Raw genomic sequence first — 19774 nt, forward strand, 5'->3', positions numbered from 1 at the left:
AGTCAAAGTCAAAGTCAAAACCTCGAAAGCAGGTCGAAACAGGGCGAGTCAATACAGTTTCAGGCAATAAAAAAGGCCGCATTTCGCGGCCTTTTTTTACTGATAAAGGATCACTTTGGCTGATCTTCGGTCATCAGTTTACGAATTTTGATAAACGCCCAAATCATGGCAACAGACATACCAGCTACTCCGAGCAGGCTTGGCCAAAGCGTTTCTAACAGATACGGATCCATACCATTCACCCTTTAATTTGTTGTTTCAAACTAATAACGGATGTTACTCCTCTTCACATTAGCGAATATTGATATAACTCAACCTTTTTACTGTTTGATAAATGATCAACCCACTATGCGTACCTGCATTACTGCGGTTCTTGCAAAATTGTGTTTTATATCTCATACCTAATATGAAGCCCATTCTTAATGAGCCATAAATTACAGAGCGAGAAGACCGATGCCGCTGAAACAAAAAACCTGGAACAAGGAACAGCTTCGCCAGATGAATGAGGAAGCCTTTCTGGTCGATCTGCTGGACATGCTAAAAATATCCCCTGTCATCGATAGCAACGATGCAAACGTTGATGCGATGAAAGACAAACTCGCCATTGTGGAAGCAATGATCAAGGATCGCCTGGATTGAGTACCCTACCCGGTATTTTTGCACTGCCACAAACCTGAACCCAGACAGATAATTAACAATGCTCCCGACGGGAGCATTTTTTTGTCTGCTCTCCTGCTGTAACCGCCATTTATTTTTCACTTGTAACAACGCCTCGCAAAACCCCATCTCACCAGTCTCACCTATCTAATCTATCTGACCTTCTGACCTTCTGACCTTCTGACCTTCTGACCTTCTGACCTTCTGACCTTCTGACCTGCTTGCGAATTATCAACCGATCCATCATTACTAAAAAACTAGCGACTCATCAAAAGATAATTTCTGAATTATCATAAATCATCTTTTGATATATCTAACATCACTTAACTTCCACTTTTTAATAACAAAATACAATAAAAAACCGAATTGAAAATACCTTTATATTTCAACCATTTACATTCAAATTCTCACAGAATCATCGCACTTCAAACTCTCCGAAAAATTCCTTTTACTTTCAACAAGTTAGCCTTTTAGACTTCGCTATTAAAACTTTTGATTTATTGTTATTTGATTTATACTGATCAATAGATATTTAAGATAATTCAAATAGTGAGTAACGAGCATGCAAGAAAGAGAAATTAAGCTACTTTTCAAAGCTGGCGTTTTTGACTCTTGTCAGGCAGCTCCGGTGTCTATGGCGAAAGGCTGGACGCTAAAATTCATCACTAAGCAGAGCGAAACACTGACACTGAATCTGCAACGGTCTAAAGGCGAGCGGGAGTTTAAAAGCCTCGACGGAGCAGCAGCAGTCGCCAGGCGAATTGGCTTTGAGTGGCTGAATGTTCAGATCGGCGATCTGGAATGGCAGGAAAAGGTTTAGCCAATAAAGAACAGGCTTAAGGGGCTGAAACAGGGCTTATCTGACAACTCTGAGTTGCCGGCAATGAACCCAACCAGTCACCTGTAAAATTGCCAGCAGTGGCTGTAAGGAATAATTGAAAAAAGTTAGCCTGTACCCGGGCAGCGCAAGCCAGCAATGGCCAGGCCGGACCAGATAGCATCTGACCAAAGCTTACCAAGATAAGCTCCAGATGCTGAGACAAGGTTCGTTCGAAGGGGATGTGTTTCCGGGTATTATCAGGGCCGGTTGCTTCAATAATAACGATTGAAAAGAAGCACCGGCCCAAGGCTAATCCGAATAGCATTATCGCCACTGCGGATCATCCAGAGCGCATAGAGAAGCTATGCGCTGCATCTAAGTTCTAACTCCAAGCTTGTATCAACTATCCTTCTGACCAAGAGCCTGTTCAATCTTCTTATCGGTCTTGTACTGACTCAACGCGTATACCGACCATATCGCGGCAGGCAACCAACCGATCAGGGAGATCTGCAGAATCAGGCAGATAATACCGGCGACAGGTCGACCGATCGTAAAAAACTGCACCCACGGCAGCAGAATCGCTAAAATCAAACGCATTTTTCTTTCCCTAAAAATTACTGAACACCGTCACGCAGTTCTGCTTCAGTTGCATTGCGCACATTCATCACTTCTACTTCGAAGTTCAGAATCTGACCGGCAAAAGGATGGTTAGCATCGATGGTCACTTCATCGTCATCGATCGCAGTGATGGTAATCAACAGCGGCTCACCATTCTTATCTTCGATCTGGCAGAGCATGCCCGGCTCGATGTTATCGAAACCGGCAAAAGAATCAGCGTGCACAATCGACACCAACGTCTCATCACGCTTGCCATACCCCTTCTCAGGCTTGATGGTCACGTTAAACTTGTCGCCCTCTTCATGGCCTTCCAGCGCAGCTTCAAGACCCGGTATAATGTTACCTTTACCATGAATGTATGGCAGCGGCTCAGCACCACGGGAACCATCGACAACTTCGTTATCCTGGTTCACCAGGGCATAGTGAAATTCTACAAAGGCGTTTTCGCTAATCTTCATTGTGTTAGGTTCTCTGTTAGTAAAATATCCTGCAACCAGTGGCCGATCGCTTCGACCTCTTCCAGACACAGACCATGATCCACCGGATAGGTTAACCACTGAGGCTGATAACCCAGCTGCTGCAATGTTGTTACCGCCTGCTGCCCAAGAGACAGCGGCACCACATCATCGGCGACACCATGGGCGATTAGAATCGGTAGTGACTTATTCGCGGCGGCGTCCTGATCAGCGATCCGGTCGGCGGTTGCGATATAGGTTGAAAGGGTCAGCAAGCCAGCCAGTCGACGGGGATAGCACAGCGCCGTATGGTATGCCACTGCACCACCCTGGGAGAAACCTGCCAGAACGATTCGGTGTTCCGGCACGCCACGATCTACTTCCCGCTGAATCAAGGCTTCGATCTGGGCAGACGATGCCAGCAAACCTTCAGTATCGATCTTACGTTCGATACTCATCTCCAGAATGTCATACCAGGCAGGCATGACATAACCACCATTAACGGTGACCGGTTGCTGCGGTGCATTGGGGAAAACAAACCGCACCGGCAGCTCTGGTGGCAGCTGCAGTGCCGGTACAACCGGCTCAAAATCACTTCCATCGGCACCTAAACCATGTAGCCAGATAACACTGGCAACCGGAGGCTGAGAAGGCTCGACCTCGACACAAGGCAATAAATTATCTGTCATAGCTATCTCTTAATTGGGCTTTTATTAAGGAGAGAGTCGATCGATATGCCACTGGCCATCGACCAGGTCATAGCTAAAGCGATCATGGAGTCGGTTTTCACGCCCCTGCCAGAATTCGATATGACTCGGGATCAGGCGATAGCCACCCCAGAATTCTGGATGAGGAATATCACCATCCGGATATTGCTGTTGCAGATCAGTCACCGCCTGCTCAAGGGTCTCACGACTATCCACCACCGCACTCTGGTAAGATGCAGCAGCACTAAGACGACTACCCACAGGGCGCTCATTAAAGTATTTACGACCTTGTTCTGCCGGGAGTTTTTCAACCCGTCCCTGAATTCGTACCTGACGCTCCAGACCGTACCAGTAAAACATCAGCTCTGCCTGCGGGTTTTCCGCCAGCTCCTGGCCTTTACGGCTGCGGTAATCGGTATACCAGGCAAAGCCCTGCTCACCGAAGTGCTTCAGCAGCACAATCCGCGCCGACGGCATACCACTCTTACTGGCGGTCGCCAGAGTCATCGAAGTAGCATCGTCGGGACTGTATTCTGTGGCCGTTTCCATCCACTGTGCGAACTGCACCAGCGGGTCTGCCGCCAGCTCTTCACGGCGCAGAGGCTGCGCCACATATTCACGGCGTAACGCTTTGAAATCGCCCTGATCAGATTGACTCATAATTCACTCATTACCTTATCTGTATACTCTGCTTCACAACGGTCTGAGCCGCTACAGAGTCATGTTTCAGCCGGGTATTTCACGGCTATATATCAGGCGCTATAGTACTGCACTATTCGCTTCACATCACTGTGATATGCACCGCCAAACAATAAAAGGTGGTTAAGATAGTGGTACAGATTGTACAGGTCCGCCCGCTGACGCCAGTCTTTTTCAACGCTGCCGGCCTCGGCATACGCGGCATAGAAATCACGGCTAAAGCCACCAAACATCAGAGTCATTGCCAGTTCCGCCTCGGCCCAGCCAAACCAAACTGCGGGATCGATCAGTACAGGTTCGCCACCGGGTCCGATAAGCACATTACCGGACCAGAGGTCTCCGTGCAGCATCACTGCAGGCTGTGACGGTATCAGCTGGGGCAGGCGTTGAGACAGTTGTTCAATCTGGTACTGTTCATTTCGGGTCAGCCTTCCGGTAACAACACAACGCTCTGCCAGCACCTGCAACCGCTGCCGGGCGAAGAAATCATAGCCATCGCTCGCTGGTGTATTCGGTTGTCGGGTACCGCCACAAAAGGTATCCCGACTGAATCCGAAATAGTCGTTTTTTTGCTGATGCTGCAATGCCAGCCCCCGCCCTAAGCGCTGATCATAGTCAGGCACCGGGCCTGCAGCAGGAAGGTACTCCATCAACAAGCAGTCACTGTTTACAAAACAAACCTGGGGAACCCGTAAATAACCGCTACCCTGGCTTTTCAGATGCAACGCCTTTAGTCCCTCAGCTTCCGCCTCAAACAGTTCATAACCGGCGCCAGCCATCTGTTTCAAGACAAGCCTGATCTCTGTGCCTGAGGCCCCCTGCAATGTCAGCAGTAATACACTCGCCACACTGCCACCGCAAAGAGGTTCACTCGCTATCAATCGGAGCCTTTCGCGGACTAACCACCCGGTTAGCGCAGGGGGTATCAAATCTGGCATACTCATACACTCCTCAGGCAGTTTCTGAGCCGCACGCTTTGGCCAGGCATTGCCTTTTATCATCGGGTACAACGGGCTGGTTCATTTATGCAACAAGCTACTCAGGATGTCACCGCATGCCATGAATGTGATCTGCTGATCGCACGCCTGCCTGTAGCAACCGGCCAGGATGTTCTTTGCCCGCGTTGTAATGCCCGTTTATTTTACACCACCGCCAATGGTACCGAACGGGTAATGGCCCTGGCCATTGCCGGACTTATCCTGTTCCTGCCCGCTAACATGCTGCCTATCCTGACCCTGAAAGTACTGGGGCAGAGCCAGAGTGAGATTATACTCAACAGCGCATTATCACTGTTTGATGGCGACCTGTTTCTGGTTGCCATTCTTATTCTGCTATTCGCCATCGTAGTGCCACTACTGCAGTTACTGCTATTATTTTACATCTCGAGCGCGCTGCATTTTCACTGGGGTGGCCGGTTACTGCGACTGGCGATGCACAGCTATCAGCACTTGCGCGGCTGGGGGATGCTGGAAATATACCTGCTGGGGACACTGGTCTCTATCATCAAACTTAAGGATATCGCACAACTTGAGATCGGCCTGGGCCTGTACTGTCTGGCGGCCCTTATACTGATCATCACCCTGAGCAGCATTATGTTTAATCCCCACCAGCTGTGGCACCAGATTCACAACCACCGGCGACCGAATCCAGATAAGAGCAAGGGAGTAGCTGATGCCTGAAACAGCATCTTATCGCTCGGCACGACAAGCAGGCTATCTGCTCTGCACTGAGTGCAGCCTGCTCCATACAATTGAGCGGGAGGGCAGTGCTTGCGACCGCTGCGGCGCCCGCCTGCACAGCAGACACCCCAACGCCCTCAGCCACAGCTGGGCCTGCCTCGCCGCTGCGGTGCTACTGCTATTACCTGCAAACCTGTTACCGATTATGACCTTCCGGTCATTCGGCAAGGGCGAACCCAGCACTATCATCAGCGGGGTTCTCGATCTGCTAGAGCACGATATGCTGTTTATCGCCCTGATAGTACTGATCGCCAGCATCGTAGTTCCGGTGTTGAAGATCCTGGCCCTGACCATACTGCTCTGTACCGTACAGTTTGGCTGGGTAACTAATCTGCGGCAGAAAACTCTGATGTACCGGCTAGTCGAGTGGATCGGCCGCTGGTCGATGCTTGATATATTTGTTATCGGTATCCTTGTGGCACTGGTACAGCTAGGAAATATCGCCACCATCGAAGGTAACCAGGGTGCAACTGCCTTCGCCACAGTGGTACTGTTAACTATGTTTTCCGCAATCAGTTTTGATACCCGACTGATCTGGGATAATGGCTCACCCGCACAACACAGGGACGACACAGAGTCGGTTCAAGAGGACAAAACATGACCCGGGAGCACGATGATTCACCGGCAACTCCAGTGATAAAAAAGCACCACGGACCGTCTGTGGTCTGGTTACTGCCGCTGCTTGCCGCAATGATCGCCGGCTGGCTGGTCGTAAAAAGCTATCAGGAAGCGGGGATCATGATCGAAGTTCAGTTCGATTCCGCGCAAGGGCTGGAAGCCGATATCACTCAAGTTATGTATCGGGGCCTGCCCACCGGCAAAGTCAAAAGCCTGCAGCTGAATGATGACCTGCAGAGTGTCACTGCAATCATTGAGATGGCCGCTGAGACCGAGGACGTACTGGTTCAGGGTGCTCGTTTCTGGCTGGTCAAACCCCAGGTTTCCCTCAGCGGTGTGCGTGGTCTCGAAACCCTGTTTTCCGGCTACTATATCGAGTTTCAACCAGGTACCGGCGACGAAACAAAAAAGTTTGTTGCTGATAACGAACCACCACCGCCATTGCGCAATCAGGCCGGTCTTTATATATCCCTGATTGCCGATTCCGCACAATCTATCTATCGTGGCGCCAAAGTATTTCACCGCCAGATCGAAGTCGGCGAAGTGATCGACTTCAGGCTTGCCAGCAACGGAAAACAGGTCCATGTTGACCTGCATATAGACCCGGCATACAGCCACCTGATCAATAACCGTACCCGTTTCTGGAATGCCAGCGGCGTCACCCTGAAAATGGACCTGCCCCAGATTGAAGTCCATTTTAATTCCCTGGCATCGATCATCGCAGGAGGCATAAGCTTCTACACCCCGGCGGGAGAAGAGCAGCCTTTAGACAGCAACAGAACATTCACCTTATATAACGATTATGAAGCCGCTGAGGATGGCGTCAGGGTCAGCGTTGAGTTTTCCGCACGCACACCGCTGCATGAAGGCACCCGGGTGGTCAGCCAGGGAATTGAAATTGGCCGGGTGCAGCGGCTCGAATTCAGTCCGGACCTGAGTACCCAGACCGCTTATCTGCTGATCGATCCCAGGGCAAAGCCCCTGCTCCGCGCCGGCAGCCGTTTCTGGCTACCCGAGCCGCAGTTTTCTCTGTCACAGCTAAAGCAGGTCAGTGAGCTGATCACTGGCAAAGCGATAGAGATGCAACCCGGCCCTGGCGCCCCACGTTTTAAATTCACTGCGTTGAATACACCTCCGGCAAAGCAACCAGGCCCTCCCGGTCTGGACATTCAGCTGGTCAGCGACCAGCTAGGCTCTCTCAGCTACGGCTCACCAATTTTGTATCGTCAGATTCCAGTGGGAGAGATCCGTGGCTATGAACTGATTGAAGGTGGTCATAAAGTACTGATTCACGGCACCATCAAGCCAGAACACGCCGCGCTGGTAAAACAACACAGTCGATTCTGGAATAGCAGTGGAATTAAGTTCAGCGCCGGAACTGACGGCGTAAAACTGGAAACCGGCTCGGCTGCCACTGTCATCAGTGGCGGTATCAGCTTTTTCACACCGCACACCCGGGAACAGAAAGAGATCACACCGGAGCACCGCTTCCATCTATTCAATAACTTCGATAATGCCAGTAACCAGGGACGCCTGCTGTACCGCGAAAATGCAGGTAAGCTGCCTCTGCGTCTGAAAGCCGAATCACTGGGCTCTGTCAGCGTTGGCTCACCGGTTCTGTTTAAGCAGGTCGAGGTAGGTAAGGTCAGCCATTACGCGCTGGCAAAAGATGGCAATAACGTGATCATCCATCTGCTAATTGATGCCACTTATAAACACCTGGTAACCGATCAGAGCAGATTCTGGAATGCCAGTGGTATAACGGCAGAACTTAACCTGCAGGGCGTGGATCTGCGTACAGAATCCATTGCCGCCCTGCTCGACGGAGGCATCGCCTTCGCCAACCTGAATCGGCCCGGCAATGCAGCTAAGCCAAGGCAACTATTCACCCTGCACCCCAATGCTGAAAAGGGACTGCAGCAAGGCCCGACGATTAAAGTAAGCTTTGCCGCCGGACCTGATCTGTCAAATGGTGCTGAAGTTCGCTACAAAGGCCTGGAGATGGGCCGGGTGGAACAGGTCAGTTTAACCGGTGCAGATGGCAGTATTGAGGCCACTATTGCTCTCAACCAACAAGGCGCGTTACTGGCTCGCCGGGGCAGCCAGTTCTGGATTGCCGAGCCGGCGATATCGCTGGCAGGAATCGACAACCCCCAGGCGCTGCTATTTGGCAACCATATCGAGGCACTGCCTGGTACCGGCGATCCGGTAACTACATTCTCAGGCCAGCCCTCCCCACCGACACGACCGCAACCGGCCGGACTCAACATCATCCTCGAAACACCGCAACTGGGATCAATTGAACTGGGGAGCCTGCTCTACTACAGAGGCATTCCGGTCGGCAAAGTGACCGGCTATGAGCTGAGTGAAAACAAACAGAAGGTCGAACTCTATGCCAATATCCAGCCACGCTACAGCGAGCTGGTCACCCACGCCAGCCGCTTCTGGGAAATAAGCGGTTTCAGTGCTGAATTCGGGCTGTTCAGTGGTCTGGAGCTGAAAACCGATAACCTGGATAGTTTCGTCAGAGGCGGCATCGCCTTTATCAATCCGACAGAGGCCCCTGCTGCTGCTGCAGACAGTCGCTTCAAGCTGAACAGCCAGGCTCCGAATTGAAGATGATGATCAACGTCCAACAACCAGCAGTCCAGTTATGCCGTTTGATAACACTGCTGGCCTGCTGCCTGCTGCTCAGCGGTTGTATCGCCGGTGGTCAAAGCTCGTTTCAGATCACCGATCTGGCCAAGTCCGATATCGATAATGTCACCGACATGCATATCAACGAGGTCCGTAATCTGACCCTCGAGCTGATGGTCAAGCTATATAAACGCAACCCCCGCGAGCTGGCCAAAGCAGTACCGGGGACCACTATCAATGACCGAATCAGGCAACTGTTCAACAAACCCCGTGCCGATGGCTTTTCAGAACTGAGAGGACTGGACGGCACCGCCGCCATCCCACTTGCGTTTGATCCACAATTTGGCGGCGATCGGGTTTTTGCCCTGATGGCCGGAATTAGTGGCATGCTGCACGCCTCATATAACAATCAATATGAGTTCTTTATTCTCGACGAACTGGACCAGCAGAAATTATATAACAGCGCTCGTAATCTAGAAGCGATCGCCTGGCGCCTTAACAACCGCCGGGATGCCGGAGGCGGGCTGTTTATTCTCAGCAACGGCACGACCCCGAACGGCATAAGAAACCTCAGCTACGAGCGTCAGTTCGGCAAAATGATCGCCCTGCAAGACATGATGGCTCTGCTGATCGCCGACGGTACAAATCGGACTATAACTAAAATCGTGCATAGCGCGGCTTCTATGACTTTGTTGCCAATTTGATTACTGCAGAGCTTGGCGAAAAGTGGCTAGAACGCGGCTGCGCCGCTTGCCAGAACGTGACGCTAGCGTCACTGCTAGTAGCTAGAAAAATCAAAAACTGAAAAGCGGAAAGCGGAAAGCGGAAAGCGGAAAGCCATTAATTCACGAGCCAGATTTTCTCCAATGGATAACGCATTAAAAGCTGGGCTGCCTCTCTGTTAAGGAAAGAGCAAATAAGTTTTCCAATGCAACAAAATCTCCGTTGAAGCGTATTGCTGCCATACTTTAACCAGACTCTTGTGGAGTATGGTGTTGTATGAACTATCAACATAAATCGCTGGATTTTGATCGTCTGGCAGAGTTGGCACGTACCAAACCTCAAGTACTGGAGCGTTACCTGCGGTTGAAGGTTAATCAGATAATTGCCGGGGCAAAGCCTGAAGAGAGGATTCGCTTGCGGCATTTACAGTTTCGTATCGACAGTGTCAAACACCGGGCTAAAACACCGCTTGCCGCCTGTATAAAAATCTCTCAAATGATGCATGATGAGCTTTGGTGCTTAAGACAAGCATTAAGTAGTGGCGCTAATTCCGCTTCAAACTCAAACTCAAACTCAAACTCAAACTCAAACTCAGCAAATGTATCAGCGCAGGTAGACAGCAAGCCGCGATCCCGCGGCAAAGTTGTACCACTGCATCGTTCTGGTAAATTTAACGCCTGAACCGATCTGTTCAGGTTTTCGTCGGCCAGTAAACCAGCAGCCCCGTTAACGCAGTGACGCTGTATAAGAAGAACCAACGCTCCCTTCATTTCGCACTGTGCTTCTGCCTCTTTCTTAACAAACTATTCGTTGATCTCAGCTTTATATTTAGTTAATATATTAACTAAATATCGGAGATATAAATGAATATTAAACTGTCTGTTGTTGATCAATCCCCGGTCCATGGCTCCCACCCGGCCATTGACGCCCCTAACCTGACCGTTCAATTGGCAAAAGCCTGCGACGAGCTGGGCTATTACCGCTACTGGGTAGCTGAACACCATGACAGCATCCATTTCGCTATCCCATGCCCGGAAATAGTGGTCGCAGCCATCGCCAGTGCAACTAAAAATATCCGTGTCGGTAGTGGTGGCGTTATGCTGACCCACTACAGTCCGCTGAAAGTGGCTGAAAGCTTTAAAATGATGGCAACATTATTCCCGGATCGTATCGACCTGGGTATCGGCCGCGCCCCCGGTGGTACCGGTCTGACATCCCACGCCCTGGCCTTCCCACATGAGCCTCATCATGGTGATATGTACGGCCATCAGGCACAGGAACTAAAGGGGTTTATTGAAGGCAATCTGCCAAAAGACAACCCTTTCCACAGTATTAAAGTACTGCCGGACACCAGTCCTCAACCGGAACTCTGGATGCTGGGTTCAAGTGGCGGCAGTGCAGGTCTTGCCGGACATCTGGGCTATAACATCGCTCTGGCACGGTTTATTGATCCGGATAACTGCCGCCCTGCAATCTTCACCGAATACATGGAACAGTGGAAACGAGCAGGCCACGAAACAACGCCTAATAAGATGCTCGGCATCGCCTGTATTTGTGCATCAACTGAAGAAGAAGCCAAGCTACGTGCCGGCACTGCGGTGTACCGTAAGCTGGCTGCTCAGCTGGGCATGCGGGAAGCCTTTCTCACCCCCTCAGAAGTTCAGGATCGCTACCAGCAGCTTTCTGTCAGCCAGCAAGCTGATTACGATCAGATCCTCAAAGGCTATACCGTGGGCACGCCGGAGCAGTGCGCTGAAGAGATCAACCAACTGGCAAAAGAGTTTGACTGCGATGAGGTCACTACCGTGACCGTGACCCACAGCTTTGAAGACCGGCTGGACAGTTACCAACTACTGGCACAAGGGTTATGAAATCAGACCGCGGCTTTGCTTGGGAGAAGCTAGATCGCGGCTGCGCCGCTAGCTAGAACGGAAGGCAAGCCTTCCTGCTAGTTGCTAGAAAATTCAAATGAGAAAAGCCATTGATTCACGGATCAGTGGCTTTTTATTGTTTAGGTAATAGTAAGTATCTGCTTTGTGCCAATAATGACCTTTGGGTACAGCGGGAGTATTGCGCTTAGGAGTTGAATTCGCGGTCATTTTCTTTTGATTCCCCTTTCCAATTCAAAGTCATATTTGAGATAACGCTCGGTAATAGAGTATATAAGAAAGGCTGGAGCTATTATCAGAAACACATTGATGTCTTTATTTTCTTCCAAATACAATATCTCTCCCGTTAATCCAAGCGATGATAGGGCACTGTAAAATAAGACAAAAATCCCAATACAAACAATGGAGTATGAGAATATATTGATAAAGCTAACTATTTGTCTTGTAGATAATAATTTCAAAATCTGGAACTCTGAATTATTGATACTTCGATTTATTCCAGCATCCTTATATTGTAATGTCTATTATTCGAGCTGAATCCTTTACTTAAATTGGGCACCATATTTCTGGATGAGTGACTATTTCTGACTGTTTTATGGCAAACAACCTAAATGCCTGAAGGTCTGCTTTGGCCGGAAGCAGACTATAACGAAGATAGTGCATAGCGCCGCTTCAATAGCTTCGCTATCAATTTGATCATGACAGGTTTGGGAAACAGTCAATAGAACATGCATTCCCGTTGCACGGGTATAAAAAAACCGCCAACTGGCGGTTTTGATTTTTCTAGCAACTAGCAGTGACGCTTGCGCCACGTTCTGGCAAGCTGCGAAGCGGCGATCTAGCCACTCCCCTTACTAAAGCGCCTTCGTCACAGCCTACTGCTTCATTTCCTTAATAAACTGATCAGACTGCTGGATAGATCGCTGCATTTCTGCGACTAAGCGATCGATATCCTGTTTAATGCCTGCAAATTCACCTTTCAGGGAGCCGATGGCCCGGGCATTAAGATTGTGTTTCAGGTACAGAGTATTATCCAGCAGGGCTGACAGTACCGGCTGCATCTTTGACTCGGCACGTTTCAGGCTGGTGTGCAGGGTTTTGTAGCGGGCTTTGGTATCGCGCAGGGAGCGGGCGCTCTGACTACGCAGTTTCTGGCTGGTGTACTGATCAAGTTCATCCTGCCACTCTTCGAACAGCGCTTCAGACACATCTTCCACCTGACGAATATTATCGCTGACCTCTTCTGCTGCCGCGACACTATCGTCATACTCAGACTGCAGATCGTTATACACCTCTTCCAGTTCGCCGCCATCGAAATTAACCACCGTGCGGAACTGCTCCAGCGCTGACAGGAATTGTTCCTGCGCGTCATCCTGAGCGTTGCGGGTATCTTCCACCCGATCCACCAGAATATCCCGCTTGTGAACCCCTACCTGTTCCATCGCCGAGTAATAAGCGCTCTGACAGCCACTGACCAGTGGTATGGTCAGGCCAAGGGCACAAACCAGAATAAAACGTTTCATCTGAATATCCTTAATCGTTCTTTAAAACCGGGTGGTTGATATGGATCTTACTGGTTTTATGGTTTTCGTTCAGCTCCAGACAGATATCGGCCCGACCCGGCATCTCTTGCAGCATATTCCGCGTCAGCCGTTCATAGTGCTGAATAAAGCGTTTGATCTGGGCTTCATCCATAATCCGCAGGTGCTGTGTTGGCTGCTGAGTGTCATAGATGTACTTCACCCGCTCGGCCAGTTTCTTTTCCTGCTGGGAGCGCCAGCTGAACACCGCTTCCATGCTCGGCACTTTCAGCATCACCAGCACATCGATCATATCGAACAACTCTTTATAAGGCCCTGCCAGCTGATCGTTAACATAGTTACGCCAGCACCCATCGGGGTCCTCATCTGCTTCCAGACTATTTACCGGTTGCTGCAATTCTGCTGTATTTTGCGCATGAGCACCGACACACCAGCCTTCCAGCACGACGATGTCGGCTTCTCCGCTCCACTCCTGCCACAAAGCAGGGGAGCAGCGGTCGTCGATCGATTTATCAAATGCAGGAATCTTGACGATCTGCTCAGCGCCACTTTTAAGGTCCCGTAACAGCTCTATACCAAGCGAGACATCATGGGTACCGGGAACGCCGCGGGGTTGTAATAACGGATGAACAGTCGTCGCCAGCTGCTCCCGCTCAGCCCGGGTTTTATACAGGTCATCGATTGACAGACCAACGACTTTGAGTCCGAAGCCATCTTCCAATATAACTTCGAGCAGATTAAACAGGGTCGATTTACCCGCTCCCTGGGCACCATTAATACCCACGACTAAAGGTCCCTGCTGTTGCTCTTTACGCGCCACCAGCCAAGCCCCCAGCGGGACGTAGATAGATTCCAGTAACTCCACCAGCCCGATATCCACTTTAAGGGTTTCCAGGGTCGAGGCAAACGCCTGCTCAACCGCCTGTACCGCCTGACGGCGAACTTCAGGACTGAGACAAAGCTGATCCTCGGGCCATTGTGTAAGTAAAGTCATGAATCCCTCTGTATTCTGAAAATAAGCGGTTCCCCGATCTGTGGCATCGGGTAAATGTATTCTGGCCGACTATCGCTAGCGGTTGCGGTGATCCCGCAACCAGCGCACAACGGCATCAATCTGTTCAGATTCCATCAGCGACGGAGCATGTACCATACCCTTAATCCGGTACAGGTCCAGCTCCGGTTTATATTGCTGCATCTGCGCCACGGTCTCCGCGTTTAGCACATCGGATTGATCACCCCAGATCAACAGCTGTGGACAAGTCACCTGCTGCCATATCGGTTGCAGGTCAATATCCTGATCTTGCGCCGCCTGGGTCGCCTGCGCCAGTCGCGGATCATAATGCAGCGCCAGCTCATCATCAGCCAGTTGACGATGACCATGCTGAGCCAGGTGACGCCATTGCTGATCGCTCAGGCCGGCGTAGGCGGTATAGGTCCGGCGCATATATTGCTCCACCTGATCAGGGTTGGCAAAACGATGATCGCCCAGGTACTGACTGATACGCTGCAACGCCTGCTGCGGGATAAAGCTTCCGATATCATTCAGTACCAGGCTACGGATTGGCGAGTTAGGCAGCGCCGCCAGGCACATACCAATGATACCGCCCATCGAAGTGCCGACCCAGTCCACCTTATTCACATCAAGCCGGGCCAGCAGCGCGGTAATATCTCCCAGGTACTGGGGAATATCATACGCAACCCCTTCCGGCAGCCAGTCACTTTGGCCTCGGCCGGTAATATCAGGGCAGATCACCCGATAGTCGCGGGACAGAGCCAGCGCCAGATCATCAAAGTCACGACTGTTACGGGCCAGGCCATGCACACATACCAGCACCCGATCATTGTCGGCATTGCCCCACTCGTGATACACCATACGGTGAAACCCCTGTGGATTAAGCGCTAATACTGAACTGGTCCGCATGCCCTGCTCCTTCCTGTCACTACCATTTGCATTCGATCGGTTGATCCAACCTGTATCAAACTACCAGCTAGTAAAGAATTGTAAAGAATTGCCTTAACTGATGCTTCGGCCGGATAATGTGTATTATGATTCACTTATATACCTGCCTTTAGGAAGGGGGTTGTTAGCACCTTCCTTAGATCTGACATGGACCCGATAATGGCCGCCACTGATGAGACTTTTTTCCAGCGTAACAAGGGCTGGATACTACCGATTGTTATATTACTCTTCGCGGTAATACTATTTGCGGTGCTGAAGGCCACTAAGCCGACAGCGCCGTCACGCCCGGTACAGGAAAAGCAGTGGAATGTTAAAACCGTGCCCGCCCGCTTTGAGTCCCGCCAACCCCGGCTGACACTTTATGGAAAAGTCGAATCGCCCCGTAGCAGTACGTTATCGTCCTCTGTGACCGCTTATGTCGCAGAACAGGCTATCGCCGAAGGTAACCGGGTCAGCGCCGGCCAACTGCTGATTCAGCTGGATAACAGGGATGCTCAACTGCTGTTGACTCAACGCCAGGCCGACGTTGATCGCATCAACGCCCAGATCGAAGCAGAGAAGGTACGTTACCAGTCAGACCTGAAGGCATTGCGGATCGAACGCGAGCTGGTCAGCATCACGCAACGCACCCTGGAACGTTTTAAAAATCTGAGCAGCCGTCAGGCCGCCAGCCAGAACCAGCTGGATGAAGCCCGCCGCACCAAACAACAACAAGCCCTGTCGCTTAACAGCCGCGAACAATCGATTGCCGATCATCCCAACCGGATGGCCCAGCTCACCGCACAGCAGCAACAGGCCAGCGCCTTGCGGGACAGCGCCGCGCTGGATCTGGAGCGCACGTCGATCAGGGCGCCCTATGCCGGCAGGATCGCCAGCATCAGTGTTGCCCCGGGGGACCGTGTCCGCAGCGGCGATACGCTGTTATCGATCTATAATGACAGAAACCTTGAGATTCGCGCCCAGATACCCAGCCGTTTTCTGCCCCGTATTCGCAGCCAGCTGGCGGCAAGTGCCAGCATAATCGCCCGCGCAGAGCTGGATGGTCAGACTCTCGATCTGCAACTGGACCGCCTGGCGGGTGAAGTTGGCAGCGGCCGGGTCGGTGTCGACGCCTTGCTTCGGGTGGTCAGCTCCGGTTTCAGCCTGGAACCAGGACGCGCTATCGCTCTCGATGTAGCGCTGCCCGCCATCGATCGGGTTCTGGCCCTGCCTCCCCAGGCAATCTATGGCACCGATCGACTCTACAGCGTAACCCGGGGCCGGCTCGAATCCCACCGTATCATTAAGGTTGGTGACACCATCGACAGCCAGGGTAAACCGATCATTTTGGTACGCAGCGACAGCCTGCAAAGCGATGATCAGATACTGGCGACTCAGTTACCCAACGCAATCTCAGGCCTGCTGGTTAAGGTCGTCGGGGCCGGTCCTTTGCCAGAGTCTGAGCCCCGCGTCGAATCAGCCCCCACTACTGCGCCATCGGCGGAGCCCGATCAGCAAGCAAAAAACGCCGCGGAGTAAGTGATGAAACAGTATCAGGGTCCGTTGCAAAATCTGACCGCGGTTTTCACTGAACACCGGGTCGCCTCTAATCTGCTGATGATGCTGATGATTCTTGCCGGAGTCTGGGGGCTTAAAAAACTCAACACTCAGTTTTTCCCCAGCTTCGAACTGGATGTAATTACTATCGCAGTACCCTGGAGCGGCGCAGCGGCAGAAGATGTCGAGCGCTCCATTGTGCTGCCGATCGAACGCGAGCTGAAAGCGGTCAACGGCATCGACAACATCTATTCCACCGCGACCCAGGGCGCAGCTTCGATCCGCCTTGAGCTGGAAGAAGACAGTGATATCGCTTATATCCAGGATGAGGTAAAACAGAAAATCGACGGTATCTCGAGCCTTCCCAGTGATTCAGAAGAGCCGGTGGTGCAACAGATCATTCGCTATGAAAATATAGCCAGCATACTGCTTACCAGCCCCAGGACATCACAACAGGAGCTACGCACACTGGCCCGTCAGTTTGAAAGGGAACTGCTAGACCAAGGCATTCGCAAAATCGATTTCATAGGCATGCCGGAAGAAGAGATCGCGATCCAGATATCCTCCGCTCAGCTCCATGAACTAGGCATGACCCTGGGCGCTGTCGCCCAGGTAATCGATCAGCGCAGTGTCGATCTGCCGGCAGGTACTGCCGCTAAAGGCGATGGATCCCGTCAGGTACGCAGCCTGAACCAGCAGCGGGATGTCGATGGCTTTGAGCAGCTGCCCCTGCTGACTGAGCGGGAAGGCCGCTTAGTCCGGCTCGGCGATATTGCCGACATTCAGTGGCGCAGCCAGGACAACCAGACCTTTCTCACTTACAAGGGCCAGCCGGCCATTCAGCTGAAACTACGCCGCACCGAAAGCGATGACACCCTGCAGGCAGCAGCCATCATGCAGGAATGGCTGGCGCAACGCACCCCGACCCTGCCGCCGGATATCCAGCTGATCACTTTTGACGCCCGCTTTACCGCAATACAGGACCGCATCAACCTGTTGCTCAAGAACGGCCTGGGCGGACTGGTGCTGGTTATCGCTATCCTGTTCCTGTTTCTCAACGCCCGGGTGGCATTCTGGGTCACGGTGGGCATTCCGGTATCATTTCTGGCCACAATCGCTGTGCTGTATGGCATTGGTGGCAGCATCAATATGATCAGCCTGTTCGGTATGATTATGGCGCTGGGTATCATTGTCGATGATGCTATTGTCGTCGGCGAAGACACCCTGACCCACCTGCAGATGGGCGAACCCGGCCTGCAGGCGGCCATCGGCGGTGCCCACCGTATGCTGCCACCGGTCATGGCATCATCGCTCACCACCATCGCAGCTTTTCTTCCATTGCTGCTGATCGGGGGTAACATAGGTAACATCCTGATCGACATTCCAACGGTGGTGATCTGCGTTATCGTCGCCTCGGTGGTGGAGTGCTTCCTGATCCTGCCCGGCCATCTGCACCACAGTCTGCACCGGGCGGAAGACCTGCACCCATCAAACCTGCGCCTGAAGCTCGACGCCGGTTTTAACAACTTTAAGGAAAACCGTTTCCGGCGCTGGGTAGAAAACGCTATCGAGTTCCGCTGGATCACACTGTCTATTGCCATCGCTGCCTTTATTATCGCGATAGGCCTGGTCAACAGTGGCCGGATCAAGTTCACTTTCTTCCCGGCGGTTGAACTGGAAACGATGAACGCCAACATTCAATTTGCGGCGGGAACCGATCCGCTGCATGTCGATAATTTCATGCAGCACCTTGACCGCACCCTGAGCGAAACAGAACAGGAACTGGGTGGCAATCTGGTGGTGATGGCGCTGCAACAGCACCGCAAAACCAACTCCAACCGGACCAGTGAACGCAGCGGGCTGGGCGATGAGTTCGGCTCGCTCTATGTGCAGCTATCACCCATTGACGACCGGGATGTTACTAACTCTGAATTCATCAAGCGCTGGCGCAGTAAAATTCAACTGCCCGCGGGTATCGAAAAGTTCACTATCGACCTGAACCGAACGGGACCAGCGGGCAGATCCCTTGAGGTGAAGCTTACCGGCACAGATATCGATAGCCTGAAAGCCGCGTCACTGGAGGTTCAGGACACCCTGCGCAAGTATAACGGCGTCAGCAATGTCGATGATGATCTGCCGTTTGGTAAACCCCAGCTGATCTATCAACTGACCCCGGCGGGCAAAACCGCCGGACTCAATCTGAATAGCGTCGGTCGCCAGTTACGATCAGCCTTCGACGGTCAGCTGGTACAGATTTTCCACCGCGGTGAGGATGAGATAGAGGTCAGAGTAGTACTGCCCGACAGTGAGCGGGATCGTCTCAGTGCCCTGGAACAGCTACCGATTTTACTGCCCGACGGCAGCAGCGCTCCGCTGGCTAACATTGTCGAGTTCAGCGATAAACAGGGACTGGACCGGCTACAACGGGTCAACGGCCAGCTGGCGATCAATGTCTCGGGGGATCTCGATGAGGCAGTAGCCAATGCCAATGAAATAATCGCCGACTTCCGCGCCGGACAGTTACAACAGATTATTGCTGATTACGGTATTCAGGCCAGTTTTGAAGGGCGTAATAAGAATCAGCGTGAAACTATGGCAGATATGCAGATGGGCCTGTTACTGGCACTGACGTTGATCTTTATCATCCTGAGCTGGGTGTTCGCGTCCTACAGCTGGCCGCTGGCGGTAATGCTGGCGATTCCCCTGGGCCTGACCGGCGCTATCGCAGGCCATCTGCTGACCGGTCAGAATCTGACCATACTGTCACTGTTTGGTTGCTTCGGACTATCCGGTATTGTCATCAACGACTCTATCGTCCTGATCACTTTCTATCAGAAGTTGCGTAAAAAGGGCGTCGCGGTCCACGAGGCTATCGTTGAAGCTGCCTGTCAGCGTTTGCGAGCTGTACTGCTGACCTCGCTAACCACCATTGCAGGTCTTACGCCGATCCTGTTTGAAACGTCACTGCAGGCCCAGTTCCTGATCCCGATGGCAACCTCAATCGTTTTTGGTCTGGCTTTTGGCACCGTGCTGATCCTGCTGGTTGTACCATGCCTGCTGGTAATACTGGAAAACGGCAAAGCACGATTTCAGATTTTTACGGGGGCGATGAGCTCTAAAAGTTCTTAACCCCCCCCTGCAACCGACATAAAAAATCCCGGCATGGCCGGGATTT

The 19774-nt window shown here is 51.9% G+C and carries 19 protein-coding genes; 10 read left to right on the plus strand and 9 right to left on the minus strand.

Features of this window, described 5'->3' with window-relative positions; all coding sequences use genetic code 11:
* Window positions 1–110: 110 nt before the first annotated feature.
* Complete coding sequence (locus ACQUQM_RS15920; protein ID WP_432470866.1) at window positions 111–233, minus strand: hypothetical protein; 123 nt, start codon at window positions 231–233, stop codon at window positions 111–113.
* Window positions 234–453: 220 nt separating this feature from the next.
* Between ACQUQM_RS15920 and ACQUQM_RS15925 the strand changes: the two genes are divergently transcribed.
* Together ACQUQM_RS15925 and ACQUQM_RS15930 are read left to right on the plus strand one after the other, a co-directional pair.
* Window positions 454–639 carry a hypothetical protein gene (locus tag ACQUQM_RS15925; protein WP_432470867.1) on the plus strand — a complete coding sequence of 62 codons (186 nt, stop codon included), beginning with the start codon at window positions 454–456 and terminating at the stop codon, window positions 637–639.
* A gap of 646 nt (window positions 640–1285) precedes the next feature.
* Complete coding sequence (locus ACQUQM_RS15930) at window positions 1286–1477, plus strand: hypothetical protein (protein WP_432470868.1); 192 nt, start codon at window positions 1286–1288, stop codon at window positions 1475–1477.
* A gap of 399 nt (window positions 1478–1876) precedes the next feature.
* Here the strand turns inward: ACQUQM_RS15930 and ACQUQM_RS15935 are convergent, their stop codons facing one another.
* The 5 genes from ACQUQM_RS15935 to ACQUQM_RS15955 all read right to left on the minus strand — a co-directional run bounded on the left by ACQUQM_RS15935 (window position 1877) and on the right by ACQUQM_RS15955 (window position 4957).
* Window positions 1877–2074 carry a YqaE/Pmp3 family membrane protein gene (locus tag ACQUQM_RS15935; protein ID WP_432470869.1) on the minus strand — a complete coding sequence of 66 codons (198 nt, stop codon included), beginning with the start codon at window positions 2072–2074 and terminating at the stop codon, window positions 1877–1879.
* A gap of 17 nt (window positions 2075–2091) precedes the next feature.
* Window positions 2092–2553: an FKBP-type peptidyl-prolyl cis-trans isomerase gene (locus ACQUQM_RS15940; protein WP_432470870.1), complete on the minus strand. Its 462-nt coding sequence runs from the start codon at window positions 2551–2553 to the stop codon at window positions 2092–2094.
* The gene (locus ACQUQM_RS15945; RefSeq protein ID WP_432470871.1) at window positions 2550–3239 is read right to left on the minus strand and encodes an alpha/beta hydrolase; all 690 of its coding nucleotides are present in this window, start codon (window positions 3237–3239) and stop codon (window positions 2550–2552) included. The genes ACQUQM_RS15940 and ACQUQM_RS15945 overlap by 4 nt, the downstream gene beginning before the upstream one ends.
* A gap of 24 nt (window positions 3240–3263) precedes the next feature.
* A complete protein-coding gene (gene pdxH, locus ACQUQM_RS15950; protein WP_432470872.1) occupies window positions 3264–3917 on the minus strand; it encodes a pyridoxamine 5'-phosphate oxidase in 654 nt (217 codons plus the stop codon).
* A 92-nt stretch (window positions 3918–4009) separates the two neighbouring features.
* Window positions 4010–4957, minus strand: a complete 948-nt coding sequence (locus tag ACQUQM_RS15955; protein ID WP_432470873.1) for a fructosamine kinase family protein — start codon at window positions 4955–4957, stop codon at window positions 4010–4012.
* Window positions 4958–4981: 24 nt separating this feature from the next.
* On the opposite strand from ACQUQM_RS15955, the gene ACQUQM_RS15960 reads away from it, so the two are divergent.
* The 6 genes from ACQUQM_RS15960 (at window position 4982) to ACQUQM_RS15985 (ending at window position 11544) form a co-directional block, all read left to right on the plus strand.
* Window positions 4982–5635 carry a paraquat-inducible protein A gene (locus ACQUQM_RS15960; protein ID WP_432470874.1) on the plus strand — a complete coding sequence of 218 codons (654 nt, stop codon included), beginning with the start codon at window positions 4982–4984 and terminating at the stop codon, window positions 5633–5635.
* Window positions 5628–6296, plus strand: coding sequence for a paraquat-inducible protein A (locus tag ACQUQM_RS15965; RefSeq protein WP_432470875.1), 669 nt, complete (start codon window positions 5628–5630; stop codon window positions 6294–6296). The genes ACQUQM_RS15960 and ACQUQM_RS15965 overlap by 8 nt, the downstream gene beginning before the upstream one ends.
* Complete coding sequence (locus tag ACQUQM_RS15970; protein ID WP_432470876.1) at window positions 6293–8929, plus strand: MlaD family protein; 2637 nt, start codon at window positions 6293–6295, stop codon at window positions 8927–8929. Before ACQUQM_RS15965 ends, ACQUQM_RS15970 begins: the two co-directional genes overlap by 4 nt.
* 2 nt (window positions 8930–8931) lie before the next feature.
* The gene (locus ACQUQM_RS15975; protein WP_432470877.1) at window positions 8932–9654 is read left to right on the plus strand and encodes a hypothetical protein; all 723 of its coding nucleotides are present in this window, start codon (window positions 8932–8934) and stop codon (window positions 9652–9654) included.
* 295 nt (window positions 9655–9949) lie between these two features.
* The gene (locus ACQUQM_RS15980) at window positions 9950–10354 is read left to right on the plus strand and encodes a DUF3135 domain-containing protein (RefSeq protein WP_432470878.1); all 405 of its coding nucleotides are present in this window, start codon (window positions 9950–9952) and stop codon (window positions 10352–10354) included.
* 182 nt (window positions 10355–10536) lie between these two features.
* Window positions 10537–11544 carry an MsnO8 family LLM class oxidoreductase gene (locus ACQUQM_RS15985; protein ID WP_432470879.1) on the plus strand — a complete coding sequence of 336 codons (1008 nt, stop codon included), beginning with the start codon at window positions 10537–10539 and terminating at the stop codon, window positions 11542–11544.
* 893 nt (window positions 11545–12437) lie between these two features.
* Here the strand turns inward: ACQUQM_RS15985 and ACQUQM_RS15990 are convergent.
* From ACQUQM_RS15990 to ACQUQM_RS16000, 3 genes are all read right to left on the minus strand, one after another.
* Window positions 12438–13085: a DUF2959 domain-containing protein gene (locus ACQUQM_RS15990; RefSeq protein ID WP_432470880.1), complete on the minus strand. Its 648-nt coding sequence runs from the start codon at window positions 13083–13085 to the stop codon at window positions 12438–12440.
* A 10-nt stretch (window positions 13086–13095) separates the two neighbouring features.
* Window positions 13096–14097: a hypothetical protein gene (locus ACQUQM_RS15995; RefSeq protein WP_432470881.1), complete on the minus strand. Its 1002-nt coding sequence runs from the start codon at window positions 14095–14097 to the stop codon at window positions 13096–13098.
* Between the two features lie 75 nt (window positions 14098–14172).
* Window positions 14173–15024, minus strand: a complete 852-nt coding sequence (locus tag ACQUQM_RS16000) for an alpha/beta fold hydrolase (RefSeq protein WP_432470882.1) — start codon at window positions 15022–15024, stop codon at window positions 14173–14175.
* 198 nt (window positions 15025–15222) lie between these two features.
* Here ACQUQM_RS16000 and ACQUQM_RS16005 point away from each other — a divergent pair, with 198 nt between their 5' ends.
* A complete protein-coding gene (locus tag ACQUQM_RS16005) occupies window positions 15223–16581 on the plus strand; it encodes an HlyD family efflux transporter periplasmic adaptor subunit (RefSeq protein ID WP_432470883.1) in 1359 nt (452 codons plus the stop codon).
* Between the two features lie 3 nt (window positions 16582–16584).
* On the plus strand, window positions 16585–19728 hold the full coding sequence (locus tag ACQUQM_RS16010; RefSeq protein WP_432470884.1) for an efflux RND transporter permease subunit: 3144 nt from the start codon (window positions 16585–16587) through the stop codon (window positions 19726–19728).
* Window positions 19729–19774: the final 46 nt, after the last annotated feature.

The sequence above is a fragment of the Amphritea sp. HPY genome (genome assembly GCF_050870985.1).
Lineage (GTDB): Bacteria > Pseudomonadota > Gammaproteobacteria > Pseudomonadales > Balneatricaceae > Amphritea.